Source organism: Ruegeria sp. K5, from assembly GCF_056531805.1.
In genome coordinates, this window is record NZ_JBQFML010000001.1 from 1,347,864 (window position 1) to 1,373,549 (window position 25,686).

General features: G+C 59.0%; 25 protein-coding genes. 10 read left to right on the forward strand and 15 right to left on the reverse strand.

From position 1 onward, the window contains the following. Window positions 1-18: 18 nt before the first annotated feature. The 8 genes from ACR0MO_RS06675 to ACR0MO_RS06710 all read right to left on the reverse strand — a co-directional run bounded on the left by ACR0MO_RS06675 (window position 19) and on the right by ACR0MO_RS06710 (window position 8,201). Window positions 19-375, reverse strand: a complete 357-nt coding sequence (locus ACR0MO_RS06675) for a VOC family protein (RefSeq protein WP_170452003.1) — start codon at window positions 373-375, stop codon at window positions 19-21. A 159-nt stretch (window positions 376-534) separates the two neighbouring features. Next, window positions 535-1,989, reverse strand: a complete 1,455-nt coding sequence (locus ACR0MO_RS06680; RefSeq protein ID WP_170452005.1) for an NAD(P)(+) transhydrogenase (Re/Si-specific) subunit beta — start codon at window positions 1,987-1,989, stop codon at window positions 535-537. 13 nt (window positions 1,990-2,002) lie between these two features. Next, a complete protein-coding gene (locus ACR0MO_RS06685) occupies window positions 2,003-3,574 on the reverse strand; it encodes a Re/Si-specific NAD(P)(+) transhydrogenase subunit alpha (protein ID WP_170452007.1) in 1,572 nt (523 codons plus the stop codon). A 310-nt stretch (window positions 3,575-3,884) separates the two neighbouring features. After that, a complete protein-coding gene (locus tag ACR0MO_RS06690) occupies window positions 3,885-5,384 on the reverse strand; it encodes a CoA-acylating methylmalonate-semialdehyde dehydrogenase (protein ID WP_170622658.1) in 1,500 nt (499 codons plus the stop codon). Between the two features lie 344 nt (window positions 5,385-5,728). Continuing rightward, the gene (locus ACR0MO_RS06695) at window positions 5,729-6,106 is read right to left on the reverse strand and encodes a hypothetical protein (protein WP_170630484.1); all 378 of its coding nucleotides are present in this window, start codon (window positions 6,104-6,106) and stop codon (window positions 5,729-5,731) included. Window positions 6,107-6,175: 69 nt separating this feature from the next. Further along, window positions 6,176-6,958 (reverse strand): M24 family metallopeptidase, encoded by a 783-nt coding sequence (locus ACR0MO_RS06700; protein WP_480890271.1) that lies wholly within the window; start codon window positions 6,956-6,958, stop codon window positions 6,176-6,178. A 147-nt stretch (window positions 6,959-7,105) separates the two neighbouring features. Then, window positions 7,106-7,396 carry a DUF1330 domain-containing protein gene (locus ACR0MO_RS06705; RefSeq protein WP_170630485.1) on the reverse strand — a complete coding sequence of 97 codons (291 nt, stop codon included), beginning with the start codon at window positions 7,394-7,396 and terminating at the stop codon, window positions 7,106-7,108. Window positions 7,397-7,616: 220 nt separating this feature from the next. Then, window positions 7,617-8,201 carry a TetR/AcrR family transcriptional regulator gene (locus ACR0MO_RS06710; RefSeq protein ID WP_170622654.1) on the reverse strand — a complete coding sequence of 195 codons (585 nt, stop codon included), beginning with the start codon at window positions 8,199-8,201 and terminating at the stop codon, window positions 7,617-7,619. Between the two features lie 173 nt (window positions 8,202-8,374). Here ACR0MO_RS06710 and ACR0MO_RS06715 point away from each other — a divergent pair, with 173 nt between their 5' ends. From ACR0MO_RS06715 to ACR0MO_RS06745, 7 genes are all read left to right on the forward strand, one after another. Continuing rightward, window positions 8,375-9,157: a nitronate monooxygenase gene (locus tag ACR0MO_RS06715; RefSeq protein ID WP_170630486.1), complete on the forward strand. Its 783-nt coding sequence runs from the start codon at window positions 8,375-8,377 to the stop codon at window positions 9,155-9,157. 255 nt (window positions 9,158-9,412) lie between these two features. Then, window positions 9,413-10,522 carry an aromatic ring-hydroxylating oxygenase subunit alpha gene (locus ACR0MO_RS06720; protein ID WP_480890275.1) on the forward strand — a complete coding sequence of 370 codons (1,110 nt, stop codon included), beginning with the start codon at window positions 9,413-9,415 and terminating at the stop codon, window positions 10,520-10,522. Between the two features lie 15 nt (window positions 10,523-10,537). Next, entirely contained in the window at window positions 10,538-10,975 is a 438-nt protein-coding gene (gene gloA, locus ACR0MO_RS06725) for a lactoylglutathione lyase (protein WP_480890278.1), read from the forward strand. Window positions 10,976-10,978: 3 nt separating this feature from the next. Next, window positions 10,979-11,383 (forward strand): cupin domain-containing protein, encoded by a 405-nt coding sequence (locus ACR0MO_RS06730; RefSeq protein ID WP_170622650.1) that lies wholly within the window; start codon window positions 10,979-10,981, stop codon window positions 11,381-11,383. A 151-nt stretch (window positions 11,384-11,534) separates the two neighbouring features. Then, a complete protein-coding gene (locus ACR0MO_RS06735) occupies window positions 11,535-12,974 on the forward strand; it encodes a glutamine synthetase family protein (RefSeq protein ID WP_170622649.1) in 1,440 nt (479 codons plus the stop codon). Window positions 12,975-13,032: 58 nt separating this feature from the next. Continuing rightward, entirely contained in the window at window positions 13,033-14,049 is a 1,017-nt protein-coding gene (locus ACR0MO_RS06740; RefSeq protein ID WP_480890281.1) for an alpha/beta fold hydrolase, read from the forward strand. Between the two features lie 104 nt (window positions 14,050-14,153). Further along, entirely contained in the window at window positions 14,154-14,684 is a 531-nt protein-coding gene (locus tag ACR0MO_RS06745; RefSeq protein WP_480583955.1) for an Lrp/AsnC family transcriptional regulator, read from the forward strand. Between the two features lie 31 nt (window positions 14,685-14,715). Here ACR0MO_RS06745 and ACR0MO_RS06750 read toward each other — a convergent pair whose 3' ends face one another. From ACR0MO_RS06750 to ACR0MO_RS06765, 4 genes are read right to left on the reverse strand one after another with little or no spacing between them, the layout of a single operon-like run. Then, window positions 14,716-14,862 carry a hypothetical protein gene (locus ACR0MO_RS06750; RefSeq protein WP_480890286.1) on the reverse strand — a complete coding sequence of 49 codons (147 nt, stop codon included), beginning with the start codon at window positions 14,860-14,862 and terminating at the stop codon, window positions 14,716-14,718. A gap of 15 nt (window positions 14,863-14,877) precedes the next feature. Next, window positions 14,878-15,453, reverse strand: coding sequence for an SDR family NAD(P)-dependent oxidoreductase (locus ACR0MO_RS06755; RefSeq protein WP_480890289.1), 576 nt, complete (start codon window positions 15,451-15,453; stop codon window positions 14,878-14,880). A 10-nt stretch (window positions 15,454-15,463) separates the two neighbouring features. Continuing rightward, window positions 15,464-15,982, reverse strand: a complete 519-nt coding sequence (locus tag ACR0MO_RS06760) for a quinone oxidoreductase family protein (RefSeq protein WP_480890292.1) — start codon at window positions 15,980-15,982, stop codon at window positions 15,464-15,466. Continuing rightward, the gene (locus tag ACR0MO_RS06765; protein ID WP_480890295.1) at window positions 15,979-16,458 is read right to left on the reverse strand and encodes an alcohol dehydrogenase catalytic domain-containing protein; all 480 of its coding nucleotides are present in this window, start codon (window positions 16,456-16,458) and stop codon (window positions 15,979-15,981) included. The genes ACR0MO_RS06760 and ACR0MO_RS06765 overlap by 4 nt, the downstream gene beginning before the upstream one ends. Window positions 16,459-16,549: 91 nt before the next feature. Between ACR0MO_RS06765 and ACR0MO_RS06770 the strand changes: the two genes are divergently transcribed. After that, window positions 16,550-17,404: a LysR family transcriptional regulator gene (locus tag ACR0MO_RS06770; protein ID WP_480873243.1), complete on the forward strand. Its 855-nt coding sequence runs from the start codon at window positions 16,550-16,552 to the stop codon at window positions 17,402-17,404. Here ACR0MO_RS06770 and ACR0MO_RS06775 read toward each other — a convergent pair. The 3 genes from ACR0MO_RS06775 to ACR0MO_RS06785 are packed head-to-tail and all read right to left on the reverse strand — an operon-like array spanning window position 17,370 to window position 21,137. After that, the gene (locus tag ACR0MO_RS06775; RefSeq protein ID WP_480890298.1) at window positions 17,370-18,869 is read right to left on the reverse strand and encodes a sensor histidine kinase; all 1,500 of its coding nucleotides are present in this window, start codon (window positions 18,867-18,869) and stop codon (window positions 17,370-17,372) included. The genes ACR0MO_RS06770 and ACR0MO_RS06775 overlap by 35 nt on opposite strands. Before the next feature lie 38 nt (window positions 18,870-18,907). Further along, a complete protein-coding gene (locus ACR0MO_RS06780; protein ID WP_480707923.1) occupies window positions 18,908-19,600 on the reverse strand; it encodes a response regulator transcription factor in 693 nt (230 codons plus the stop codon). 13 nt (window positions 19,601-19,613) lie between these two features. Continuing rightward, window positions 19,614-21,137 carry a DUF4153 domain-containing protein gene (locus ACR0MO_RS06785; protein WP_480707921.1) on the reverse strand — a complete coding sequence of 508 codons (1,524 nt, stop codon included), beginning with the start codon at window positions 21,135-21,137 and terminating at the stop codon, window positions 19,614-19,616. Between the two features lie 413 nt (window positions 21,138-21,550). Here ACR0MO_RS06785 and ACR0MO_RS06790 point away from each other — a divergent pair, with 413 nt between their 5' ends. Next, window positions 21,551-24,781: an adenylate/guanylate cyclase domain-containing protein gene (locus tag ACR0MO_RS06790; RefSeq protein ID WP_480890303.1), complete on the forward strand. Its 3,231-nt coding sequence runs from the start codon at window positions 21,551-21,553 to the stop codon at window positions 24,779-24,781. Continuing rightward, window positions 24,756-25,685 carry an encapsulin gene (locus ACR0MO_RS06795; protein WP_480890306.1) on the forward strand — a complete coding sequence of 310 codons (930 nt, stop codon included), beginning with the start codon at window positions 24,756-24,758 and terminating at the stop codon, window positions 25,683-25,685. The genes ACR0MO_RS06790 and ACR0MO_RS06795 overlap by 26 nt, the downstream gene beginning before the upstream one ends. Window position 25,686 lies beyond the last annotated feature (1 nt).

The following is a 25,686-nucleotide window of genomic DNA, read 5'->3' on the forward strand; positions in this document are numbered from 1 at the left end:
GCATACAAATCCGCTATCTCATTGATTTGGTTGCCACAGTTCAATCGGATTGCCTTCAGGGTCGTGAATTCGGGCGAACTTGCCCACCTCGCTGTCCCAGTCCGGGTTGGTTTCCACAGCGATCCCCGCCGCCTGAAGTTGTTCAGTCAGGGCTGCAAGATCATCGACCCGAAAGTTGATCATCCATTGCTGCACGGCCCTGCCGAAATACTCGGTGTCCTCAGCAAACGGAGCAAATACCGTGTAGCCTTCGCGCTGCTTCCAGGGGGCAGGGTCATAGTGGTTGACGCCCAGATGTGTCTCGTACCAGGCGCTCAGCGCTTTTGGGTCGCGCGCGCGGAAGAACACGCCACCGATACCATTCACCTTTTCCATCTCCGACCTCCTGCATAGTTTGGTTCCGACCCAGATTACCACATTCCGCCCGCTTCATCTGGCCACAAATATCCTGGGGTTTTGGGGGCAAAGCCCCCATTCAAACGCAAAAAAGGGCGCCCATTGGCGCCCTTTGCGTTTTGATTACGACCCGTTTGATCAGTCGATCATGGGCAGCAGCTTGTCCAGCGACTGTTTGGCGTCGCCGTAGAACATGCGGGTGTTTTCCTTGAAGAACAGCGGGTTTTCGATGCCCGAGTACCCGGTGCCCTGACCGCGTTTCGAGACAAACACCTGCTTGGCCTTCCAGCATTCCAGAACCGGCATTCCGGCGATGGGGCTGTTGGGGTCTTCCTGTGCCGCAGGGTTCACGATGTCGTTCGAGCCGATGACAATGGCCACATCCGTATCCGGGAAGTCATCGTTGATCTCGTCCATCTCCAGCACGATGTCATAGGGCACCTTGGCCTCGGCCAGCAGCACGTTCATGTGCCCGGGCAGACGGCCCGCGACCGGGTGGATCGCAAAGCGCACCTCTTTGCCCTTGGCGCGCAGCTTGCGGACCAGCTCGGAAACCGATTGCTGCGCCTGCGCCACGGCCATGCCGTAACCGGGGATGATGATCACGCTGTCGGCCTCGTTCAGCGCGGCGGCCACGCCATCGGCGTCAATCGCCACTTGTTCGCCTTCAACGGCCATCTGCTCGCCCTGCGGGCCACCAAAGCCGCCCAGGATCACGCTGACAAAGTGACGGTTCATCGCCTTGCACATGATGTAGGACAGGATCGCACCGGACGAGCCCACCAGCGCACCAACAACGATCAGCAGGTCGTTGCCCAGCGAGAAGCCGATCGCCGCAGCCGCCCAGCCCGAGTAGCTGTTCAGCATCGACACAACCACCGGCATGTCGGCCCCGCCGATGCCCATGATCAGGTGATAACCGATGAACAGCGCCGCCAGTGTCATCAGGATCAGCGGCAGCAGACCGCCCGACATAGTGTACCAGACCAGACAGATCAGCGACAGACCAGCAGCCGCCGCATTCAGCGCATGACCGCCGGGCAGCTTGGTCGCCGCCGAGGTCACCTTGCCCGCCAGCTTGCCATAGGCCACGACCGACCCGGTAAAGGTGATCGCACCGATGAAGATGCCCAGGAACAGCTCGACATGCAGGATCGCCAGCTCGGCCGAGGTTTTCTTGGCGATCAGCTTGGCAAACGCGCCCAGATCGCTCAGATCCGCCTGAGACGCGCTGTCGGCAATCGCCATGACCTGCGCCACGTTGCCGATCTCAAAATGCGCGTTGAAGCCCACAAACACAGCCGCCAGACCCACCAGCGAGTGCATCGCGGCCACCAGCTGCGGCATCTCGGTCATCTGGACGCGCTGCGCCACATATTGACCGATCAGACCACCGCCCGCGATCAGCAGCAGCGACAGCAGCCACAGACCCGAACCGGGGCCAACCAGCGTGGCAAAGACCGCCAGCGCCATACCGACGATGCCATACCAGACCGCGCGCTTGGCGCTTTCCTGGTTCGACAGACCGCCGAGCGAAAGGATGAACAGAACAGCTGCAACAACATAGGCGGCAGTGGTGAAGCCAAATTCCATGTGCCCGGCCTCCTTAAGATTTCTGGAACATGGCGAGCATGCGCCGGGTTACGAGGAAGCCGCCGAAGATGTTGATCCCGGCCATGAAGACGGACAGCGCCGCCAGCAGAATGACCAGGAACGACCCCGATCCGATCTGCATCAACGCCCCAACGATGATGATCGACGAGATCGCGTTGGTGATCGCCATCAGCGGTGTGTGCAGGCTGTGCGCGACGCCCCAGATCACCTGGAAGCCCACGAAGATGGCCAGCACAAAGACAATGAAGTGCTGCATGAAGCTGGCCGGAGCGATCAGCCCCACCAGCAGCATCAGCGCGCCGCCGACCCCCAGCAGGGTGAACTGCTGTTTGGTCTGCGCTTTGAAGGCCGCAATTTCCTGCGCCTTTTTCTCTTCCGGGGTCAGTTCCTTGACCTCGGGTTTCTTCTGCGCCGCAATCGCCTGCACTTTCGGCGGTGGCGGCGGGAAGGTGATCTCGCCCTCATGGGTCACGGTCGCGCCGCGGATCACGTCATCTTCCATGTTGTGATTGATCTGGCCGTCCTTTTCAGGCGTCAGGTCAGTCATCATGTGACGGATGTTCGTCGCATAAAGCGACGAGGACTGCGCCGCCATCCGACTGGGGAAGTCGGTATAGCCGATGATGGTCACGCCATTGTCGGTCACGATCTTCTCATCCGCCACGGTCAGCTTGCAGTTGCCGCCCTTTTCCGCCGCAAGGTCAACGATGACCGAGCCCGGCTTCATGCTTTCGACCATGTCCTTGGTCCAAAGCTCAGGCGCTTCGCGGTTCGGGATCAGCGCCGTGGTGATGACGATATCCATTTCTGGCGCCAACTCACGGAACTTGGCCAGCTGCGCGTTGCGGAATTCTTCCGACTGAACGCTGGCATAGCCGCCGGTGGCCGCGCCATCCTGCTGCTGTTCCTCAAAATCCAGATAGACGAACTCGGCGCCCATCGATTCGACCTGCTCGGCCACTTCGGGGCGCACGTCGAACGCATAGGTGATCGCACCCAGCGAGGTCGAGGTCCCGATCGCCGCCAGACCGGCCACACCGGCCCCCACGATCAGCACCTTGGCAGGCGGCACCTTACCCGCCGCCGTCACCTGACCGGTGAAGAACCGGCCAAAGTTGTTGCCCGCCTCAATGACCGCACGATAACCGGCGATATTGGCCATCGAGGACAGCGCGTCCATCTTCTGCGCGCGGCTGATCCGAGGCACCATCTCCATCGCGATCACATTCGCGCCCTTGGATTTGGCCAGCTCCATGCCTTCTTCGTTCCCGGCAGGATTGAAGAAGGAAATCAGGGTCTTGCCCTTGGTCAGACGCTTGAGTTCCGTCGCATTCGGCTGGCGCACCTTGGCAACAATGTCAGCCTCTTTCCACAGCGCCGCCGCGGTCTTCACAACCTCAACACCCGCCGCCTCATAAACCGCATCCGAAAACCCGGCCGCAGCCCCAGCACCCGTCTCAATCAGGCACGCATACCCCAGCTTCTGCAACTGAACCGCAGACTCAGGCGTCATCGCAACCCGATTCTCACCCTCATATATCTCTCTTGGTGTGCCTATTTTCATGTGCAGCTCTTTCAATGTCGTGGGAAGTCGGCTCGGAGACAGGGGAGAAGGAGTGCGTCTCCGAGCCAAACGCACAGCCTTGCAAGTGTGCGTGTTCCGGTGATCCGCCGCGTTTTGTTGCCGTTTGGCACGCATCGGCGATCAGGTCTCGGCAGATCAAAGCCCAACGGCCTGGCCGTTTGGGATCTGCCAGATATGCGGGTCTGCCTTGGCAAACGCCGCCGTGATGTCTCTGGGCAGGTATTGCCGGGTTTCGACAACGGCCCAGAAAGAGGGGTGAGAGCGCCGGGGCGCTCTCGGACCCGAAGAGTTATTCCATGACCGGGATGGTGAACTCGCCACCTTCCTTGATGCCCGAGGGCCAGCGCGCGGTCACGGTCTTGGTGCGTGTGTAGAATTTAAACGCATCCGGGCCGTGCTGGTTCAGGTCGCCAAAGGCCGATTTCTTCCATCCACCGAAGGTGTGATAGGCCAGCGGAACCGGGATCGGAACGTTGATGCCGACCATGCCGATATTGATACGGTTGGCAAAGTCACGGGCGGTATCGCCGTCACGCGTGTAGATCGCGGTGCCGTTGCCGTATTCATGGTCCATCGCATAACCAATGGCTTCTTCGTAGGTCTTGGCGCGCAGGGTGCTCAGAACCGGGCCGAAGATCTCTTGCTTGTAGATGTCCATGTCGGTTGTTACGTGGTCGAACAGGTGCGGACCGACATAGAAACCGTCTTCATAGCCTTGCAGGTTGAAATCACGGCCATCGACGACCAGCTTCGCGCCCTGATCAACACCACTCTGAACCAGACGCAGGATGTTTTCCTTGGCGGCCGAGGTGACAACCGGTCCATAGTCAACGTCGTTGCCCGAGGTGTAGGGGCCGACCTTCAGGCTTTCGATACGCGGGACCAGCTTTTCGATCAGACGGTCTGCGGTTTCGTCGCCAACCGGAACGGCAACCGAGATCGCCATGCAGCGTTCGCCTGCCGCACCGTAACCGGCACCGATCAGAGCGTCGGCGGCCTGATCCAGATCCGCATCGGGCATGATGATCATGTGGTTCTTCGCGCCGCCGAAGCACTGCACGCGCTTGCCGTTGGCACAGCCGGTCGCATAGATGTATTCGGCAATCGGGGTCGAGCCGACAAAGCCGATCGACTGAACCGTCGGGTTGTGCAGGATCGCGTCAACCGCTTCCTTGTCGCCGTTCACGACCTGCAGGACGCCCTTGGGCAGACCGGCTTCTTCCATCAGTTCGGCCAGCATCAGCGGAACCGACGGCGCGCGCTCGGACGGTTTCAGGATAAAGGCGTTGCCGCAGGCGATGGCCGGGGCAAACATCCACATCGGGATCATGGCCGGGAAGTTGAACGGGGTGATACCCGCGGTCACGCCCAGAGGCTGACGCATCGAGTACATGTCAATGCCGGTACCGGCGCTGTCGGTGAAGTCACCTTTCAGCATTTGGGGGGCACCGATGCAGTATTCTGCAACTTCCAGACCACGCTGGATGTCGCCTTTGGCGTCGGGCAGGGTCTTGCCGTGCTCGCGGCTCAGCGCTTCGGCCAGCTTGTCCATGTCGCGGTTCAGCAGGCTGACAAACTTCATCAGAACGCGTGCGCGTTTCTGCGGGTTGGTTGCGCCCCATGCGGGTTGTGCCGCAGCAGCAAGCTCGACCGCTTTGTTGACTTCTTCAGTGGTCGCCAGCGGGCATTTCGCCTGAACTTCACCGGTTGCAGGGTTGTAGACATCGGCAAAGCGCGATGTTGTTCCGGCGGTGTGCTCGCCGTTGATGAAGTGAGTCAGTTGTTCCATTGGCTTTCTCCACTAAGCTTTTCCGTTTCCTATCCATGTAAAAATGCAATTCCCATAAAAAATTTCGCATATCTATTTTGCGTTTTTGCAAAGCGACCGGAAGGCTGCCCGCTTAAGTATTTTGATTCATTGGGCCAATCCATCCATCTCGGATAGGTGGGGAAGGGTGGGTTTGTCACAAATCGGCCGAGCCGTGTTTCCCTGAAAGGCGTGTTTCATGGTGCTATTCGCTTGGTTTTTTGGCTGGCCAGCGGATTGGCTAGGCCCGCCTCAACCAAAACGGCGCCCAGTGATAAGCCGCAGATTCGGGTGTTGTGTCCGACGACATGGGGCCAGACCCCCGATCATTCCCGAGAACGGATCACCGCAATCAAGCCAAAGGCAAAAGCCGCGCTGCCGAACAGGTTGATCGCAATCGCCACCGCCCATGTTGTTGCCGAGGCATAAGAGGCCGGATCGGCAAAGGCATGCCTCAGGACCCCGCCGGCCAACAGCAACACAAGAACCGGTATGACAAGCACGCGGTAGGTTCTGAGCCACCCGAATAGGCCCAGCCCAATGACGGCCCCCATCACTATGACGACCATCTGAGCGCCAAGCGCCTGATCCCCGGCCCAGCCCGGCAGACCCTGCTTGATGTCGCGCAGGCTAAGAAGGTTAAAGACGGTGGCGGCCACAAGCCAAAGGCATTGCGCGTAAAGTGCTGTCTTGAAAGGCTGCATTCTGGTCCCCTGTGCCCCGAGAGTAAGCGGCGTTCAGAGCCAAAAGGACGCAAAAGCCAATGACATCAATCACGCCTCCAGCTTCAACCCGCTGAGCCTTGCGGCCAGACGCAACATCGGAATTTGCAGCTTTGACAGACCAAGCCTGGATCCAAAGCCGACCGGAATGGTCATGTCGTCCAGGCTGTCGGGCAGCGGTGTCAGGCTTTCATTGCCGTTCTCGGTGACAAGTACGGTATCGGAATGACGGAACCCGCCCAGCCCCTCGATGTAGACCCCAGGCTCAATGGTGAAGACCATGCCGGGGCGGATTTCGTGGTGATAGCCTTCGGCCAGAAACGGCCCCTCATGCGTGGTCACGCCGATCCCGTGGCCGGTACGGTGCAGCAGGTTGTCGCCAAAGCCCGTTTTGCGAAAAACGTCGTTCACCGCCACATCCAGATCATGCATCGAGGTGCCGGGCTTGCACATCTGAAACGCAAGCGCCCTTGCCTGCATCATGGTGTCAAAGGGCTTGCGCGCCGCATCCGGGACGCGGCCCAGAAAAAAGCTGCGCTCGACCTCGCACCCGTAGCCGTCCAACAGACCGGCGACAATCGCGGTGTTCCCGCCGCACTCAGCCATGCCCAGATCGAAAACCGAGGTGAAATTATGCTGATCATGCGAGATGCGCGGCGGCTGCAACACCCCGGCCATGCTGGTGCACAGAAAATTCGCCTGCGGGTTGTCGATCAAAAGTTTGAGCGAGGACAACTTGTGCACTTTGGAGTGAACCGAAAGCATCGAATTGCCCGGTTTGGCCCCTTTCAGAAGCCGCCGCGTCGGACGGGCGCAGGCCTTTTGCGGTGACATGGTGATCCACCCTCATCCGAAATGAATTGATTTGAAAATCAATAATCCAAGAGGGAACATCATTGTGTTACCACACTGTCAAGTTACTGACGGCACGGCCGTCGGTTCAGGTTTTGACTTTGTGGCGTCAGCGCACCGCCGGGCTGATTAGCACCCCGGAACGATGCGGTAATCGCGACGGGCACCATTGCCCAATGTGCGGATCGCGTCCTGATAGGCGACGCTGTAATAGGCGCTATGCGCCGCTTCGACGCTTTCGAACTCGATCACAACGACACGGTTGTTGTTTTCACCTTCCAGAATCTCAGCCGGTTCCGAGCGGGTGACGAAGCGCCCGCCAGCGGCCTGGATCGCGGGGCCTGCAATCGCGGCATATGCGGCAAAGCACTCGGGATCAGAGATTTCGGTGTAGGTGACGACGGAATATGCCTTGGTCATAAGTGACCCTTTCTGCTTCATCAGGTTGATTGCGACGCAACCTATGGGCCGGATTCTGAGGCGTCAAGCAAGGGTGGTGCGCGGTTTTTTGGGGTCGTTGGGGTCCATTTTGGCGAGGTTTGACCGGCCCGAAACAAGGCGCGAAACACGCTGGCCTACAGAGAAAGACTTGTGGTGCACAGACCACCACGCGTTTCAGTTTGTGTACTCATCTGACTCCTCACCGTTTCAGATTTTCGTTCAAAAGGATCGCGCGCGCGGTTTCGCGGACACGATCTGGATCGTTGGGATGCAGCGCGATTTCGCAAAAGCTGGTTGCCCCGAAACACAGCGCAACAATGCTGAAGGCCCGGTCAAACCGGTCGATATCGCTGTGGCCCAAACCGTCGCGGGCCATACTGTCGCAAAGCGTGGCGCAGACCCTTTGGTAAAGCGCTTGCAGCCCCTCGGAAATCGAGGGGCTAGAGCCTGAGGCGAACCAAAGCTCTTTCATCAGCTTGTTCATGACCTTGTCCGCGAAGATGTCCTGCACGAACAGATCGACCAGACGTTCTGTCGAGACGACCCCGGATTGCGGTTGCAGCTTGTCCAGATGGTCCTCGCTGCGGGCAAAGACACGGTCAAACAGCAGTTGGATCAGACTGTCGCGATTACCCGCGTAATACCGGATCAGCGGGCGCGGCAATCCCGCCTGCGCGGCAACCTTGGACAAGGTCGTTTTCGCCAGCCCCTCTTTCAGCACGACGATTTCCAGAGCCTCAAGGATCTGTTCACGGCGCTCGGTATCGATTTTGGGTCTGGGCAAGCGGGGCCTAGTAAATTGTCACTGTGACAAGATATGAGTCTACGAAACTTGTCAACAAGACAATCTTCAACAATCCCCCGAATATTGCCGCTTCCAGACATTCAATGTCGCCAAAACATACGTTTCAGCCCCGAAACCCATGTTTCACTCGGCTGTCTTTGAGGAGGTGGAGCATGATCGACACGCGATTGACCCGTCTGTTCGGGCTGACAAGCCCCGTTGTGCTGGCCCCGATGCCGGGGATGGCAGATGGTCGGCTGGCCTCGGCCGTGGCGCGGGCCGGTGGGTTGGGGATGATCGGTGTCGGCGAACAGAATGGCGATTGGATCGCTGCGCAGTTCCGTGCGGCGGGCAATGAATCGGTTGGCTGCGGTTTCAGCGCCGCGCATCTCAAGCGAAATCCCGACCTGCTTGATCTGGCGCTAAAGCATCGCCCGCGCGCAATCTTCCTGACCGATGGCGATCCGCGTCCGTTCGCGCTCCGGATCGCGCAGGCAAACACAAGGTTGATCTGTCAGGTCCACGACCTGCAAAGCGCCGCGATGGCGGTTGAAGCCGGTGCGCATGTCGTTGTGGCACGTGGCGAGGCGGGCGGGCGGTCGACACTGTGCCTGTTGCCGGAAGTGGCCGACTATCTGCACCATGCAGACCATGACATCGTCGTGCTGGCCGCAGGCGGCATTGCCGATGCCCGGGGGCTGGCAGCCTGCCTCATGCTGGGCGCGGATGGCGTGTTGATGGGCACGCGGCTTTGGGCCAGTGCGGAAAGTGACCTGCCAGATGCGCAAATACGCCGCATCTTGCAGGCCCAAGGGGATCACGCCGACGCGGTCCCATATTCGGGTGAGAGTATCGGCCTGATCCGGGAAATTGCGCCGGTACAGGACATTCTGAACACCATCTCGAACCGGGCAAGCCGCCTGATGAAGCACGCGCAGCGCAAAGTGATTCACTGATCCCGAGTCGCAAAAGGCGACCATCCCATTCTGCCGCGCCCGACATTCACCCCAGGTAAATTTTGCGAAAATCTGACGCGAAGGGGCCAATCTCACGAAAAGTTTGAAGTATCAGTAGAATTTTTGTGATGGTTTCGCAAAAAACAGTGGACAGGATGCGGTTTTCGCAGTTCACTACTGCTCAATCAAGGCGAGGCCGTATCACCACCACGGCTGCGCTGCTGAATTCGAAACCCTGTGTCAGGAACTTGAACGATGAAGCCAATCCATTCGTTGCTTGAGCCCTTCTACGAGGAATCAACCCTGAAGCACGGCTTGCCTGCGGCGGCTTATAAGGATGCGGAGTTCTGGCGGGCCGAGTGCGCCTCGGTCTTTACCCGCAACTGGGTTTGCGTCGGCTTTGCCCATGAATTGCAGGCGGTTGGGGACGCGGTTCCCGTCACCGTGGCCGAACATCCCCTGCTGCTGGTGCGCAATACGGCGGGCGAGATCAAGGCGTTCCACAATATCTGCCGCCACCGCTGTCTGACGCTGGTGGACGCGCCCAAGAACCTGGGCAAGCTGATCCGCTGCCCCTATCACGCCTGGGCCTATGATCTGGATGGGCAACTGCGTGCTGCCCCCCATTTTGGCGGCGCGAACGACCATCAGGCCGACGGGTTCGACAAATCGCAGAACAGTCTGGTTCCGGTGCGCAGCCATGTCTGGAACGACTGGATCTTCGTCAATCTCGACGGCAACGCCCCCGATTTCGAGGAATATTCCGCCGCAATCCGAACCCGTCTGGACGGTATGGACTGGGACAAGCTCGACTGTATCGGTACGCTGGATTTCGGCGAAATTGCCTGCAACTGGAAGTTCATCATGGAGAACTTCATCGAGCCCTATCACGTGCAGTTCGTCCATGCCTCGACCACCGATCAGCCGCTTGAAGATCATTACACGATCATCGATGGCAATTGCCTGGGCAGCGCAGTCGATCTGGACGAAGAGGTTGGCACATCCGGCAGTCTGGCTGTCAGCTCTCGCTATCTGACGCTGTATCCAAACTTCATTCTGGGCCGGTACTTCCCCGATCAGTTGGGGGTTTATCTGAACATCCCCACCGGCCCCGGCACGATGATGCAGAAGCGGGCGCTTTACACCACCGAAGGGCAATCCCTGACGCCCGAGGAAGTTGAGGGGCTGAAAAAGCTGTGGTGGGACGTCCACAAGGAAGATCACGAAATGACGGAACGGCTGCAACTGGGGCGGTCTTCGATCGTCTCGGAAGCCGGGGGTGTGTTGTCCCCGGCCTGGGAAGACAGCGTACGCGCATTTCAGGAACTGGTGGCCCGTGATGTCGCCACCGCCGAACATCACTGAATTAGGGAGAAAACAGTGACCGACAACCTAAGCAGCGGCTTCCGTCTGGCGCATACGATGATGCGCGTGATGGATATGGAAAAATCGCTGGAATTCTATTGCGGTATTCTGGGCATGCAGGTGCTGCGACGCACGGATTATCCCGAAGGTAAGTTCACCAACACCTTCATCGGTTATGGCTCCGAGGCCGAGTCTCCGACGCTGGAACTGACCGCGAACTGGGATCAGGAAGAGCCTTACGACAAGGGCAATGGCTGGGGCCATATCTGCATCGAAACCCCTGACGTCTACAAAGCCTGCGAGGATCTGGCAGCCGCTGGCGTCAATATCACCCGCCCGCCGGGACCGATGAAGAACGGCACCCGCGTGATCGCGTTTTGCGAGGACCCGGATGGCTACAAGGTCGAACTGAACGAAAGCATTCTGAAACATCTGGCCAAGGAAGGGTCCTGATCCATGGGCAACGCACCAAGACTTATGAAATGGGACCTTGTCGAAGACCGCTATAACCAGATCGGCGATAGCGACAGCGATACCTATATCAAACCGATGGTGACCAGCGCCTTCAGCGATACGATGTGCGGCGGCATCAATGTGCTCAAGAACATCAAGGTGCCGTGGGACCTGACCTGTGATGAGATCATCTATTGCCTGGAAGGCACCTTCCGGCTGGTTTGCGATGGCGAGGAATATATCTGCAACCGCGGCGATGTGCTGTTCATCCCAAAGGACAACCACATCTCGTATGAGGCGGATGATCGCTGCGTGATCTTCTACGCCGCCTATCCCCATAACTGGAAGCAACTGGCCGGGATCACCAAGGTCCCCGGCATTGATCCGGACGATTTTGTAGCGGGCTGACGCACCGCTGCGACCTGAAGGCAGGCACCCAATGTGCTCTCCCCGCGAATAGGGTGTCTGCCTTCCCCCCAAATGGCGAATGAACGCCCAGAATCCAGACCGCCCGGACATGATCCAAACGACGGGCGGCACCCTGACAGGAGGACGCCAAATGCCCAAAGACAACACCAGCGCCAAGATCTATTACGAAAGCTTTCACGACGCGGTCGAACGCAACCGGCCGAAGATTCCCGAGGTGAAAAAGCGACTGGAAGAGGCGGGCGTGAAATATGTCATGGGCGCCTGGATCGACCTGCACGGCATCCCCAAGACCAAGCCCGTCCCGATGAGCGATTTTGAACAGCTCTGCCTGGGCAAAGGGCCACAATTTGCGGTGCATTCGATCTCATTCGTCCCCGAACTCAGCCCCGCCGACAGTGATCAGGTCGTGGTGCCGGATCTGGATGCGGTCTATATCTGCCCGTGGGACACCTCGATGGCGATCATCTTCTCGGATCTCTATTGGGAGGACGCGCCATATAATGTCTGCCCCCGACAGGCGCTGAAACGCGCGATGCACGAGGCCGCGCAGGAAGGTTATACCGGCTATGCCGGGGTCGAACCTGAATTCATCGTCATGAAATATGACGAGGCCGGTCAACCGGTGAAAGCCTTTGATGACGACCCGGCAGACGGCCTGCGCCCGCGTCGTCAGGCCTTTGGCTATGACGTGGAATACTCGGTCGACTCGATGCCGTTCCTCAAGGACATGATCGACATCATCGAGGGGCTGGGCTGGAACCTGCACGACGTGGTGGCCGAGGGGGCCTATTCCCAGTTCGAGCTGGATTTCCATTATACCAACATGCTGGAAATGTCCGACCGTCTGGCGTTTCTGCGCATCGTTTTGAAGGAAGTAGCCAAGAAGCACGGCATGTTCGTGACCTTCATGCCGAAACCCACCGTGGGCGACTGGCGCTCGGGCGCGCATATCAATATGTCGATGCAGCATGAAAGCCGCCCCGGCGAGAACATCTTTGAAACCACCGATGGCGACTGGAGCGACGAGAGCCGCTGGGCCGTGGGTGGTCTGATGCAGCACGCCGAGGCGATCACCGCGATCACCTGCCCGACCGTGAACTCGTATAACGGGCTGGTTCCGCGTGTGGGTGGGTTCGAGGGCGGCACCGTCACGTGGGCGCCGACCAACATCACCTACGGGTTCAACAACCGCTCGGCCCAGTTCCGCCTGCCGCAAAGCCGCCACTGCATCGAAAATCGGGCCTGCGACATGACGATGAACGTCTATCTGGCGATGGCGATGCACCTGTCCTGCGCAGTGATGGGGATCAAAAACAAGATCGATCCGGGCAAGCCCACCGATTTCGACCTCTATTCCAAGACTGAGGGTGAGCTGGCTGATCTGGGCATCCGCCGCCTGCCGCGAACCCTGTTCAACGCCATCGAGGCGCTGCGCAGCGATGACATGGCCGAGCATGTGATGGGGCCGGTGATGCGGAAATCCTATCTCGAATACAAGAACGACGAGTGGGAGCGGTATCACCAGTCGGTCACCGACTGGGAGGTGCAGGAATACCTGCGGCTCTACTGACAAATCAAACGGTCCCGGCATGTGTCGGGGCCGTCTTTCAAGAACGGCGGGGCGGATGATGACGCAGGACTTTCAGATACTCGAACTGGGCGATTTTCAGTTGTTGTCAGGCGAAGTCCTGAAAGATGCCCGGCTGGCCTATCAGACCTATGGCACCCTGTCGCCCGCACGGGACAATGTGATTGTCCTGCCCACCTTCTACACCGGCACCAATTCCCGCAACGAAGGCTTCTTTGGCCCGGGTCGCGCGATTGATCCGGCCCGGCACTTCATCGTCAGCCCGAACCTGTTTGGCAATGGCCGATCCTCGTCCCCGTCGAACACGCCCGCGCCGCAGGACGGGCCGCGCTTTCCGCTGGTGCAGATGTGGGACAACATCGCCGCCCAGCATCGGCTGATCCATGACCATCTGGGGATTGATCAGATCGCATTGGTGGCAGGCTGGTCGATGGCCGGGTGCCAATCCTATCAATGGGCGGCGCAATACCCCGATATGGTACAGGCGATCCTGCCGTTTTGCGCCTCGGCCAAAACCTCGCCGCATAACTTTGTGTTTCTCGAAGGGGTCAAGGCCGCGCTGTGTGCTGATCAAAGCTGGAATGGCGGCGACTACGACAGCCCGCCGGTCGCGGGGCTGAAGGCGTTTGGGCGGGTCTATGCGGGTTGGGCGTTCTCGCAAACCTTCTATCGCGAGGGGCTTTACAAGCAGCTTGGCTTTGACAGCATCGAGGATCTGCTGCTCGATTGGGAGGTTGACCATGTCGAGGGCTGGGACGCCAACAACCTGCTGGCCAAACTGGCGACATGGCAGGCGGGCGACATCTCGGCCGGGCCGCTTTACAACGGTGATTTCAAGGCCGCCCTAGGGGCGATCAAGGCCCGCGCGATCCTGATGCCCTGCGCGCACGACCTGTATTTCCCCCCCGAAGACAACGCGATCGAGGCGCAGCACATGCCGAATGCCGAGTTCCGGCCCTACGATTCACCCTGGGGCCATTGCGCCGCCAATCCCGGCAACGATCCGGGCTTTACGGCTGCGCTGGATGCGGGCATTCGCACGTTGCTGGGCGAGTGATCCTTTGGGGCACAGACCCAAGGCTTGTAGAGCAGGGCGAACTGGCTAACATGCCTTGCGCTGGCCGGCAAACGCGTCAGAACTTTGAGTGATAGGAACCCGTTTTGAACATACCGCGAAAGCCAGACACAGCAAAACCAACCCGCCAGCGGGCGACGCACTCGGTCGAAGAACGTCTGAACAGCGAGATCGTCCGGATGCTGGAAGTGGATGGCCGCATGGCATTCTCGGAAATTGCGCAGAAGCTGGATGTCTCGGAAGGGACGGTGCGAAACCGCGTGAATGCGATGAAGGACGCGGGTCTGTTGCGGATTGTCGCCATCGCGGACCCGGTGGCGTCGGAATACAAGGCGGACGCGATGATCTGCCTGAAAGTCGCACCGGGCGTCACCCCTCAGGCGGTGGCGGAGCGGCTGGGTTCCGTCTCGGGCGTGGTTTACATCCTGTGGGTCACCGGTCGATATGATCTCATGGTCGAAATGGTGTGCGAGGAACCCGACGATCTGGCCGCGTTCCTGGAAGATCATATCCACGCTGACAAGGATATCGTGGATTCCGAAGTCATGCTGGGTCTTAAGAACTTCAAAAACCAATTCCTGCTAAAGCGCGACTGGGAACAGGGCGACACGACATAAAGGCGGGTTTCAGAACCTTGGCAAACCTTCGTCAGGCGCGCACCATGTGCCCCCCGTCAATGTCCAGAACAGTTCCGGTCAGAAATCCGTTTTCCATGGCCATGACCACGGCCATCGCGATCTCGTCAGCCTGCCCGATACGCCCGACCGGCAAGCCGTCACCAACCTGAGCGAACATGCCCTGACGTGCCTCTTACGGCATCGCGGCATAGGCTTCGGTGGCAACCATTCCGGGGCTGATACAGTTCACACGCGCGCGTCCGGCCAGTTCCAGGGCCAACCCTTTGGTCAGCGCTTCGACGGCGGCATTGACGGCCCCAAGCCCGGTCGCCCCGACCGAGGGACGGCGGCTGAGAACACCCGAGAAGAAGGTGATCGATCCTGCGTCGGTCAGATAGGGCAGCACCTCGCGTGCGGTGATGTAGGGCCCGGTAAACTTGGCCTCAAACATGGTGCGCAGCTGGTCCAAGGGCAGTTCCGTGAACGCACCATGCGCCGCGCTTGAGGCCGTGATGACCAGATGGTCAACGGTGCCAAGGCTGGCGGCCCATGCCGTCACCGCAGCAGCGTCGGTGGTATCGACCGGAGCGAGTCCAACATCGCCGATTTCAGCGGCAGCCGCTTGCAGTTTGCCGGGGTCGCGGCTTGCAATCGTGACTTTGGCACCGCAGGATTTGGCCAGTTTTGCGGTCGCTTTGCCCATGCCGCTGCTGCCGCCCACGATGACGACATGCTGGCCGGACAGGTTTGTTTCCAATGCGTCAGACATAGCGATCTCCTTATTCGATTGTCAGTACAAGCTTGCCGGTGGTTTCGCCGCTTTCCAGCCGACGATGGGCTTTTGCCGCCTCAGTTATCGGCAGTGTGGTGATCTGTGGGCGCAAAATACCCTGACCCAGCAGGTCAAAAACCGTCGCAAGGTCGGCGTTGAATGCCTGCGGCTGATCGTTGAAATAGGTGTAGATATCGCTGACCCGCACGGCGATGGATTTCTGAAAGTGCTGCCCAAGGTCCCCGGCAAAACTCCCGGTTGGCGGACCGGCAAGAAAGCCGAACAGCACAACGGTTCCCAAGGGGGCCAGGGCCGCCATGTCTGATGTCAATGTGTCGCCCGAGATAGGGTTCAGGCTCAGATCAACGCCGCGACCGCCGGTCAGGTTCAGCACCCGTGCCGTGACATCCTCGATTCGGTAGTCGATGACATGATCCGCGCCTTGCGCTTTGGCATAGCCCATCTTGTCGGTACTGGCCGAGGCGATCACGGTCATGCCGAGATGTTTGGCGATGTGCTGGATCATGGTGCCGACACCGCCTGCAGCCGCATGCACCAGAACCGTTTTCCCTTTGCCGCGCCGCCCAGATTGACCAGCATGTGATAGGCGGTCATGGCGTTTACGGGGATTGATGCGGCCAGTTCAAAACTGACACTATCGCTGATTCGGGTAACGTAAGCTGCGCCGATGATCGAGTGCGTGCCGTAGCCACCGGCACCAATCGGACCCATCCAGGCGACCCTGTCCCCAATCGCAAAGCCGTCGACCCCGTCGCCGATGCCTTCGATCACACCTGCGCCTTCGACACCGGGGATGTGGGGCAGGGCGGGCATCATGCCGTCGGGCATTTCGCCGCGTCGAATGATCGTGTCGATGAAATTGACCGCAGCCGCGTGATTGCGGATCAGAACTTCGCCCGCGCCGGGCTTTGCGGGGTGAATGGCCGACCTGCTCAGCACATCAGGCCCGCCGGTCTGTGAGAGTTTGATCGCGTAGGACATGGGTTTCTCCGTCTTGATGGACCGAAGATAGAGAGATCGCCTATTCGAGATAATAGTTGAGATCAGGAGATAAATTCCCAAAAATAGAATAATGATCTACAACGACATTGCCCTGTTTACCGCCGTCGCGCGGGATCTTAGCTTTTCCAAGGCGGCGGATCGGTTGAACATACCGCTCAGCCGTGTCAGCCGGCGGATTGCGGCGCTTGAGGATCTTCTGGAAACCAAACTTTTCGAACGCACCACGCGACAAGTCCGACTGACCGAGGAAGGACGGCATCTGTTGGATCGCTGTCAGGACCCCATCGAGGCGTTGCAGGACATTGCGGTGATAGGCGAGGACACAAACCGCCACGTGATCCGCATCACGGCCCCACCGCTGGCGGCACGCACCACCATTGGCCCGCGCCTGCTGGATTTCGCGGTCCTAAATCCGGACATTCAACTGGAACTGACAACCACAAACGCAATGCTGGATTTCTTCCGGGACAACGTCGATCTTGCTTTCCGGGTCGGGCCGCTTGGGGATTCCAGTCTGGTGGCAAAGCGTCTTTGGTCGATTCCGTATTGTTTCTGCGCAGGCGATGGCTTCGTCAAACAGCATGGGTTGGAGGGCGCGATCACACGGGCAGAATTTCTGAAACTGCCCGCCCTTGTGGCGGGGCAGCCTTGGGTTCTTGATTCAGGAGAGCGCATCCACCCCTCGCATATCGTGCACAGCCTCACCGATCTGAGCGTCCTTGAGGATGCCGCCCGACGCAATCTTGGTGTCGCGATGCTTCCAACGGATATGACCGGGGCCGGTCTGCGACCTCTGACCGTTGATGGCGCAACCCCTTTGACCCGCGAGATGTATGCGGTCTACCCCAGTCGTCGTTTGCTGCCTGCACGTATGCGGAAGCTGATCGATTTCATGGCGTCGCGTCGCGATCCTGATCGAAAGTAATCACAAAACAAGCGCCGCCATTGCCGGGATCGATGTCAAGCGTCCCGTCGACCGCTTCGGCCGTCGCCTTGACGATGTTCAGGCCCATGCCGGTGCCGCCACTGTCCCGACGCGTGGTGAAAAAGGGTTCAAGCACCTTGCCGACATTGCCCTCACTGATCCCCGCCCCATCGTCCTTGATGCGCAGGCTGGTCTTGCGAATGCTGTGTTCCGTGCTGAGGTAAACCGTTTGCGCCCCATGCTGTTGCGCGTTCTGCAAAAGATGGGTCAGCATAAGCGTCAGTGTGCGGGCCTCGACCGGTAACCGGGTGGTTGCGGCCTCGATCTTCAGGGCCAGTTTCGGGAATGTCCGCCGCAACTCTGGTTCGATATCGGCCAGGCAACAGGACCCGGCCAGCGCGCTCTGATCGGCCAGGCTGAAGGCGCGCATGTTGGCAAGCAGATCCTCCATCCGCGTACTGCTTTTGTCGATCGCATCCAGAAGCCTGTGCCTTTGCGGCTGGGGCAGATCATCATCCCGCAACAACTCGGCCGCACCTTTTAAAGCGGTCAGGGGGGATTTCAGTTCATGGGTGACATGCGCCGTGTAGGTTTTCAGCGCGTCCTGCTTGCGTTGCAGACGTTCGGTCAGCGACTGAAAGCTGCGGCTCAGATCTTCCAACTCGCGGGTTCCGAGCTGTTCGGGTGGCTTCCATGGCTGGCCGCCATGGCCCGCAGACTGGCTGCGCTGAATCAACAGGCGAATGGGTTGGGTGATGAAGCGCCAGAAGACGTAGCCGATCAGGGCGGTGGACAAGGCGACGAAGATGGCCGCCTTGATCAGGTTGGACCGTTCGCCATACAGAAAGCGGAAGATGTGGTTCGGTGTGCGGCTGATATAGACGGCCCCGATCAGCGTCTCATCGATGAACACCGGCATCGCCACAAAGACCCGCACCCGTGCACCACGGCTGAACGTATAGAGCGCGGGGGGTTTGTCATCGCGCAACCGCGTTCGCGCGACCGAGGTGGTATCGCCCGCCAATGCGGCTTGGACCTCCTCGACATGGCCCATCCCCTTGCCGATCTCGGCGGTACCGGCAAAGACACGCCCCTCGGCATCCAGGAAGCGATAGCCCGCCAGTGTCTGCGCTTGTGCGGCGTCAGACATGCGAGTCAGCAATTCGGCAATGTCGCGATAGACAGGCCTGGTTGATGCTGTCACCGGAACCGCATCCGGGCGGGGCGGCAGGATCGTTTCACGATTGACGGACAGGGATGGGAACACCGCGTCATCCACGGAAAACGAACTTAGGTCGGGCGGCTGCGCACCGGCTGCGTCCGCGTAGAGTTCGGCAAAAGTCGCAGACATTACAGCGGCTTGGGATAGCAGGCTTTCCTCGGTCTGTTGCACCAGCTGGCTGTCGTAGAACCGAAACAGGATCAGCCCGGCGAAGGGTAGGCACAGGACGATTGCAAGGACCAACAGGACAACTGTCCACAGCCGGGGGCGCCATCTTCGGCTTAGCCGGGCAGGCATGAACCCATCCTCAACCCGACACCATGGATGGTCACGATACCGTCGCCACACCCGGCTGAGGCCAGTTTGGCCCGAACATTTCGGATGTGGCTGTCGATGGTCCGGTCGGACACGTGTATGTTGTAGCCATACAGCGCGTAGATCAGCTGCACCCGCGACAGGACATGATCGGGCCGGGCCATCAACGTGGCCAGCAATCTGAACTCGGACCCGGTCAGAGACACGTCCAATCCGTCGAACCGGCAAACATGGCGGTCAGGATCAAGATGCAGGCGGCCCCGCGTCAGGCCCTGGTCCGCTTGCGCCACCAATGCGGTGCTGCGTTTCAGAATGGCCCGGATCCGCGCCACCAGCTCTCGCGGGGAAAAGGGTTTGGTCAGATAGTCGTCGGCCCCGATCTCAAGCCCCACGATGCGGTCAATCTCATCATCCCGCGCGGTCAGAAACAGGATCGGCACGTCCGAGGATTTACGGATCTCGCGGCAGACTTCCAGCCCGTCTTTTTCGGGCAGGCCAATGTCCAGAACGATCAGGTCGGGGCGCTCTGCCTGACAACTGCCCAAGGCGGAAACGCCGTCGGTAGCGAACAGCGTTTCATAGCCAGCTTTTTCAATCGCGATCCCTGTTACCTCAAGGATATTGGGGTCGTCATCGACAACAAGAATGCGTGCGGGCATCAACGGCGGTCCTTCAATTCTGCTGCCGATAATAGGCTTGGATACGCCATCTCCGAAAGCCCCATTCGCGCCAGTTGGTGATCCTGTCTCGGCGCAGATCATAATACATTGCACGACCGCAAATCTGTTGATCCGTTTCCATTTCGACTGCATGTATGGCCGGAAAGGCATCGGCCCCCAGACCGCAGATGTAATAGGTATCGCGCGAGGCCAGATCGCCATGGCGCAGATTGTAATCGGCGACAATCCCTGAGAAGTTCACGAAACAGCAAACATACAGCGTGGCCAGCGCGGCCGCGAAACATCGGCGCAACAGCCAGACGCTGCTATGGCCATTGTGGATTTGCAACAGGGTCAGAACCAGCCCGACCATGACCAAACCCATCCAGATAAATGCCGCAATGCGCAGGTGAGTCAGGGCATATGCTTCGACATATAGCTGCAACCGGAACGCGGCCGTGACGACCAGAAAAACATTCTGCACAAGCCACAGATAGACCAAAGCGCGCAAGGTCCGGTCCTCACGGATCATGCTGTGGGTTAGCAGAGTAAAGACGCCTGCAAGCAGGGCTGTGACCACCAGCGGATAAGCCCCGCGATGCGCGTATTCGGCATAGTTCACCCCATCGGGCAGGGCGACACCGCCGGTCAGGATGCCAAGGTCCATGACGGTTTGGGCCAGAAACAAGGCGTTGAAAAGAAACAGACAGTTTCGGACCGACGCTGGATTGACCAAAAAGGCGGATCGACCCGGCCCGGCCTGTCTGGCAACCGGTTTGGTTGTGGTCGACCCCAGCAGCTTTTCGCTGAGGTTGAGATAGGGCCAGATCAGACAGGCAACGACGGCCCAAAACAGCACCCTAAGCCAGAAATCCAACACAAACATCTGACCCGGATCCAGCCGGGACAGAAAACCCTCCAGCAGCGGGTTGGCACTGGACAGAAGGGCCAGAAAGACCCCGCCCATGATCAGGGGCAACAGCATCGACGCCGCGTGATTGCGAGCGCACGATCCGACATCGACCGATTTGCTGGCCCGCGCGGTGTCGCGAAACAGCATAAGGCTTCCAAAAATTGGCAGTGTCAGGGCCGAGCGCAGGACAAGGTGCTCGTTCGAGCGGCTTCCATAAACGACCCAAACGGCAAGGCACACGATCCCGCCCAGACTGAACATCAGCGACAAGGGTTGCAGATCAACCGCAACCGGCAAGTTGCACATAAGCGCAAAGGTCATGGACCCCAGCCATTGGATCGGGCTGGGCCGCAGTGGTCTGGCAACCATGATGGCCACCGCAAAGAGCAACGAGAATACCGCGACCGAAATACCCGCCGGTTGGTTCCAGAACAGCCAATCCGCAAGCGTGATCAACGCCGCCAGCAACGGGATCGCGTGCTGCATCCGAAGGGATTTCAGCAACGGCCCGTCAGGTGTTGAAAGACGCCGTTGCTGGGACTGCGGAGTGCTGACCGTTTCCAGCCACCATGCGTCTCGTTTGATGCGATCGGGTACGCCCTGAATGATCAGTTCCTGTCTCATGCTCTGTCTCTTGCTTGCTGTTTTTGTTGCCCACAGCAATGCCGGGCGCGATTGCAGCTTTGCGAAGCCATGCGCGCAGAGATCGGGGGGCTTTTGTGCAGATTTTCCGCAGAATGACCGGCAGAACTTCCATAAGGATCAGTGATTTTCAGCACCGCTCGCGGTATGGTTGCAGGCCTACGAACATTGCGATCCGAACATATGTCAGGCGCTTTGGTCTAAACCCCTAAATAACGGAAGATTGTAGCTGGAAACCCCGTAAATCCCTGTAATTCGGATACTCTTTTGCAACAGAAACTAACAAGTTAAGAACCGCGCCAATCCTATTGTGTAGATTCGGCAAGTTTTTGCCGTTAATCTGTTGTTTAGGACGGGTGACAGGGGGAAACTAAGATGTGCAAAGGCACGGAACCATGACTCAGGTTGTCGACCATTCGGCCCGCCTGATCACAGTCCTTGAAAAGGCCGGGTTGGAAGAACACGCATCCCGATTTGCCGAAGAAGAAATCTCGGATGAACTTCTTGACGATCTGACAGATCCCGAGCTGCGCGATCTTGGCCTGACAGTCGGGCAGAGAAAGCGTTTTCGGCAGGCCCAGATCGAGCTGAAGCGGCTGGAAGTAGAGGACAATCCCGAACTGTCCCGCGTGGCCGAGCGTCGCCAGCTGACACTGGTGTTCTGCGATCTGGTTGGCTCGACCCAATTGGCGCAACGCTATGATCCGGAAGAGCTGATGCAGATCATGACTCTGTATCTGGACACCGCAATCGGAACGATGAAACGGCATGGCTGCCACCTGGCGTATCGTCAGGGCGACGGGATCATGATGTATTTCGGCTATCCCAAAGCGATGGAGGATGATGCCGAACGCGCAGTACGCGCGGTTCTTGAAACCATCGAGGCGGTGCAGAATCTGGATACCAAATACGGTGAAAACCTGGATCTGCGGGCGGGCATTGCAACCGGTCTTGTCGTCGTTGGTACCGTGTCGTCCAAAAGCTTGGGCACCGGGGATTTTCTGGTTGGGGAAACCGCAAACCTTGCGTCGCGCCTGCAAGGGCTGGCCAATCCGGGCGAGGCCATTGTGGCATCCGAGACCTGGCAGTTGACCAAAGGGGCGTTTGATTTTGAACCCCGCGGCAGTCATGAGCTGAAGGGCTTTCAACACGAACGCACCGTTTATCGGGTCGTCTCCGAAGTAGTCGCCCCCAGCCGGTTTGACGCGCGGTCCGGTCAATCTGCGGTGACTTTGGTTTCGCGCCAAAGCGATCTGTCGACCCTCACGGGTCTGTGGGAAAGTGCAAAGGACGGCTCGGGCAAGCTGGCGTTGGTTGGTGGTGCGGCGGGGATCGGCAAATCGCGGCTGATCAAGTCCCTGTCCGAGACGCTGGATACCGTTCCGCTGACCCTGCAATGCGTTCCGCATCTGGCCAGTTTGCCGCTGCATCCGCTGCAGGGGCACCTTCGCGGCATGTCCAATGACGGCACGGGTGAAGAGGCGGTGAAACAGGCAATTGCCGAGTTTGTTCAGGACGCCTCGCGCCTGACTGACGCCGATCTGCCGCTGCTGGTGGATCTTGCCGGTCTGTCGGCAGACGGTCCGGTCGAATCCGATCCGTTGAAAAAGGCCCGGATGTCTTTGGACCTGTTGATCCGATGTGCCGGCAGTGTTTGCGACAAGCAGGGTGCGATGTTGCTGGTGCTGGAAGATGTGCACTGGGCAGACGCAACGACACTGGATGCGCTGGACGCGCTGGTTGGCGCACTGGATCAAATGCCGATCCTGATCGTGATGTCGCATCGCCCGGAATATGAACCGCCCGAGCATTTCGAAGGCCGGGCCGAGATCATCGATTTGACACCTTTGGGCAAATCGGAAGCTTCAGAACTGGTGCGCCGCGTTGCAGAGCCGCGCAGCCTGCCGGTTATTCTGGTGCATCAGATCATCCAGAAGGCGGATGGCGTGCCGCTTTATATCGAGGAAATGACCAAGGCGGTTCTGGATCAGCTGCCTCATGACGTACCGATCGACGCTGCGGTTCTGGATACGCTGAGCATTCCGGCGACCTTGCAGGACTCGCTCATGTCGCGTCTTGACCGGATGGAAAAGGCCAAACCGATTGCGCAGCTTGGGTCGGTCATCGGGCGCAGCTTTACCGCTCCGATGATCCGCGCGGTTGCACCGGATGGCACGGATGTGGACGGGGCGTTGATTCAGCTGATGGCCGCAGGGCTGGTTCTGGCCACCAGCGATGCCGGTTCGCCGACCTACACGTTCAACCACGCGCTTGTTCAGGATACCGCCTATAACTCGCTGCTGCTGGATGATCGCGAAAAGCTGCACCTGCAAATCGCCGAGGCGCTTCTGGCCGGGCATGAAGCATTTGGAACTCCGGCCCCCGACACAGTCGCGCATCATTGCGATCTGGGCGGGCTGAATGACGTGGCCGTCACCCACTGGATTACAGCTGGCGAGCAGGCGTTGTCGCGTTTGGCCAATCTGCCAGCCATTTCGGCATTCCGTGCGGCGCTTCGCAACATCGACACGCTGCCCGTTGCACCGGATCGCGATGGTCTGGAACTGCGCGTGCAGATGAATGTGCTTCCGGCCTATATGGCAATCTATGGTTGGTCATCGGATCAGGTCGGCCAGACCGCCGCCCGCGCGATGGAGCTTGCGCAGGCGCTTGGCGATGGCGAAACGCTGTTTGCGGCGACTTTCTGCCGATGGACCAATTTCTTCGTCGGCGGTCAGATGAACCGCGCCATGGAGATGGGGCAGGCCCTGGCCGGAATGGCCGGTGCGGTGCAGGATCCGGTCACAATGGTTCTGGCGTCGCGGGCCCTGAGCTTCACGCATTATTTCCGGGGCGAGTTTGCCGAATGTCAGCACCATGTCGACTATGGGCTGGACCTGCTGACACCGGAAATGGATCTGGCGATGTTGCCCATTACTCAATCGTCTACGGCGGCCTCTTTCCAGGCCATCAAGGGCTGTCTGCTATGGCAACTTGGCAAGTTTGAAGAGGCCGAGGCCGCCCGTCTGGAATCCATCGAAATCAGCAGATCGCTGAAACACGCGCCCAACCTTGTTTACATCATGGGGGCCTGTTCGATGTTCCTGCCCTATGCCGGGGAATGGGAGCGGATGGACAAGACAATGAAAGAAGCGCGCAAGATCGCGGATGAGGAAGGCTTCCTGTATCTGCACGCGATGCAAGACATCTATATGGGTCTGGCGCAGGCCGGTATGGGCGACGTCGCAGGCGGGGCCGAGCGGGTGGAAACGTACATGGATCTCGTCTCGAATGCGGGTGGGAACTTTACTTTTCCGCAGAATCAGATTGTTCTTTCAGAATTACAGATTGATCAGGGCAATATTGATCCGGCTCTGGAGCGGCTTGAGCATGTGTGCCAGCCCGGTTGGGATCGGGGTGAGACGCTGAACAAGCCCGAATATCATCGGGTCCGGGCCAAGGCCTTTGCCGCCCGTGGTGAATGGGACGCTGCGATAGCTGAGGCCAAGACGGCACTGCAGCTTGCCCAGGAAACCGGTGCCGTTGTTTTGGAAGATCGCGCCCGGCGTTTGTTGGAAACGCTGAGCGATACGACGAATATTGAAAAAGCTGCCAAGATCAGTTGAGCAGTACCAACTGGAGGGATTTTTGATGACCGAGGCACTTGAATGGAGTCAAGAGCAGTGGAGCACCGTCAATCAGGTTGTTCATGATGAGGCGCTTCGATCTCGGGTCGCTGCCAGTTTTTTACCCCTATACGGGCCGTTGCCAGCCGATACGCAATCGGTTCCGCTGAACACGCTAGAGGTGGATTCCACGGGGGGCGGTGCGGTCGATCGCCTTGTGGTGAATGATTATGACACCTCGCGCCTTACAACCGTATCGGTAAATGTGTTTCTGAAGGGTGCCCAGATTGCCGATCCGGAACTTGCCGCAGCGCAGCTCATGTTCCGGCGTGCAGCCACTGTTGTTGCCCGAGTCGAAGACTTGATTGTGTTCAAGGGGCAACCTGCAGCAAACCAGGCTCCACCCTCAACTGGGACCGGGAAGCTGCCAAACATTTTCACCGTCAGCGGCGGCGGCGCATATGACGGGCTTTTGCAAGCCGGGGCAAATAACCCTACCAAAGGAACCAAAACGGGGACTAACGCCACAGGAACCGAAGTGTTCCAGGCGGTCGTGAAAGGTATCAACAAACTGGAAACCGAAGGCCATCTGGGTCCATTTGCCTGTGTCATGGGTAACGATCTGTTTGAGGCGGTGACAACTCCGCTGGCAAACTCGATGGTTCTGCCGCGCGACAGCATCCTTCCCTTCCTTGATGGACCTTTGCTGCGCTCTGGCGCCATTCCGGCAAAAGAAGCGGTTCTGGTCTCGCTGCAAGGGGCGCCGATTGAAATCGTTGTGCCTTCGGATATCGCGGTCAAATACCTGCAAACCTCGTCCGAGGGTGAACATGTCTTCCGCGTGCAGCAGAAATTCCGTCTGAGGATAAAGGAAGAAAAGGCCGTTACCAAAATCCACTTCTGAT

Excerpts from the sequence above, each read along its gene's own strand:
- ACR0MO_RS06730 (WP_170622650.1), top strand. The coding sequence starts at position 10,979 with ATGGGCAACGCACCAAGACTTATGAAATGGGACCTTGTCGAAGACCGC.
- ACR0MO_RS06750 (WP_480890286.1), bottom strand. The coding sequence starts at position 14,862 with ATGTTCGCTCAGGTTGGTGACGGCTTGCCGGTCGGGCGTATCGGGCAG.
- ACR0MO_RS06740 (WP_480890281.1), top strand. The coding sequence starts at position 13,033 with ATGACGCAGGACTTTCAGATACTCGAACTGGGCGATTTTCAGTTGTTG.
- ACR0MO_RS06790 (WP_480890303.1), top strand. The coding sequence starts at position 21,551 with ATGACTCAGGTTGTCGACCATTCGGCCCGCCTGATCACAGTCCTTGAA.
- ACR0MO_RS06735 (WP_170622649.1), top strand. The coding sequence starts at position 11,535 with ATGCCCAAAGACAACACCAGCGCCAAGATCTATTACGAAAGCTTTCAC.
- ACR0MO_RS06685 (WP_170452007.1), bottom strand. The coding sequence starts at position 3,574 with ATGAAAATAGGCACACCAAGAGAGATATATGAGGGTGAGAATCGGGTT.
- ACR0MO_RS06700 (WP_480890271.1), bottom strand. The coding sequence starts at position 6,958 with ATGTCACCGCAAAAGGCCTGCGCCCGTCCGACGCGGCGGCTTCTGAAA.
- ACR0MO_RS06690 (WP_170622658.1), bottom strand. The coding sequence starts at position 5,384 with ATGGAACAACTGACTCACTTCATCAACGGCGAGCACACCGCCGGAACA.
- ACR0MO_RS06770 (WP_480873243.1), top strand. The coding sequence starts at position 16,550 with ATGATCTACAACGACATTGCCCTGTTTACCGCCGTCGCGCGGGATCTT.
- ACR0MO_RS06680 (WP_170452005.1), bottom strand. The coding sequence starts at position 1,989 with ATGGAATTTGGCTTCACCACTGCCGCCTATGTTGTTGCAGCTGTTCTG.
- ACR0MO_RS06705 (WP_170630485.1), bottom strand. The coding sequence starts at position 7,396 with ATGACCAAGGCATATTCCGTCGTCACCTACACCGAAATCTCTGATCCC.
- ACR0MO_RS06675 (WP_170452003.1), bottom strand. The coding sequence starts at position 375 with ATGGAAAAGGTGAATGGTATCGGTGGCGTGTTCTTCCGCGCGCGCGAC.
- ACR0MO_RS06695 (WP_170630484.1), bottom strand. The coding sequence starts at position 6,106 with ATGCAGCCTTTCAAGACAGCACTTTACGCGCAATGCCTTTGGCTTGTG.
- ACR0MO_RS06765 (WP_480890295.1), bottom strand. The coding sequence starts at position 16,458 with ATGTCCTACGCGATCAAACTCTCACAGACCGGCGGGCCTGATGTGCTG.
- ACR0MO_RS06785 (WP_480707921.1), bottom strand. The coding sequence starts at position 21,137 with ATGAGACAGGAACTGATCATTCAGGGCGTACCCGATCGCATCAAACGA.
- ACR0MO_RS06755 (WP_480890289.1), bottom strand. The coding sequence starts at position 15,453 with ATGTCTGACGCATTGGAAACAAACCTGTCCGGCCAGCATGTCGTCATC.
- ACR0MO_RS06720 (WP_480890275.1), top strand. The coding sequence starts at position 9,413 with ATGAAGCCAATCCATTCGTTGCTTGAGCCCTTCTACGAGGAATCAACC.
- ACR0MO_RS06715 (WP_170630486.1), top strand. The coding sequence starts at position 8,375 with ATGATCGACACGCGATTGACCCGTCTGTTCGGGCTGACAAGCCCCGTT.
- ACR0MO_RS06760 (WP_480890292.1), bottom strand. The coding sequence starts at position 15,982 with ATGATCCAGCACATCGCCAAACATCTCGGCATGACCGTGATCGCCTCG.
- ACR0MO_RS06780 (WP_480707923.1), bottom strand. The coding sequence starts at position 19,600 with ATGCCCGCACGCATTCTTGTTGTCGATGACGACCCCAATATCCTTGAG.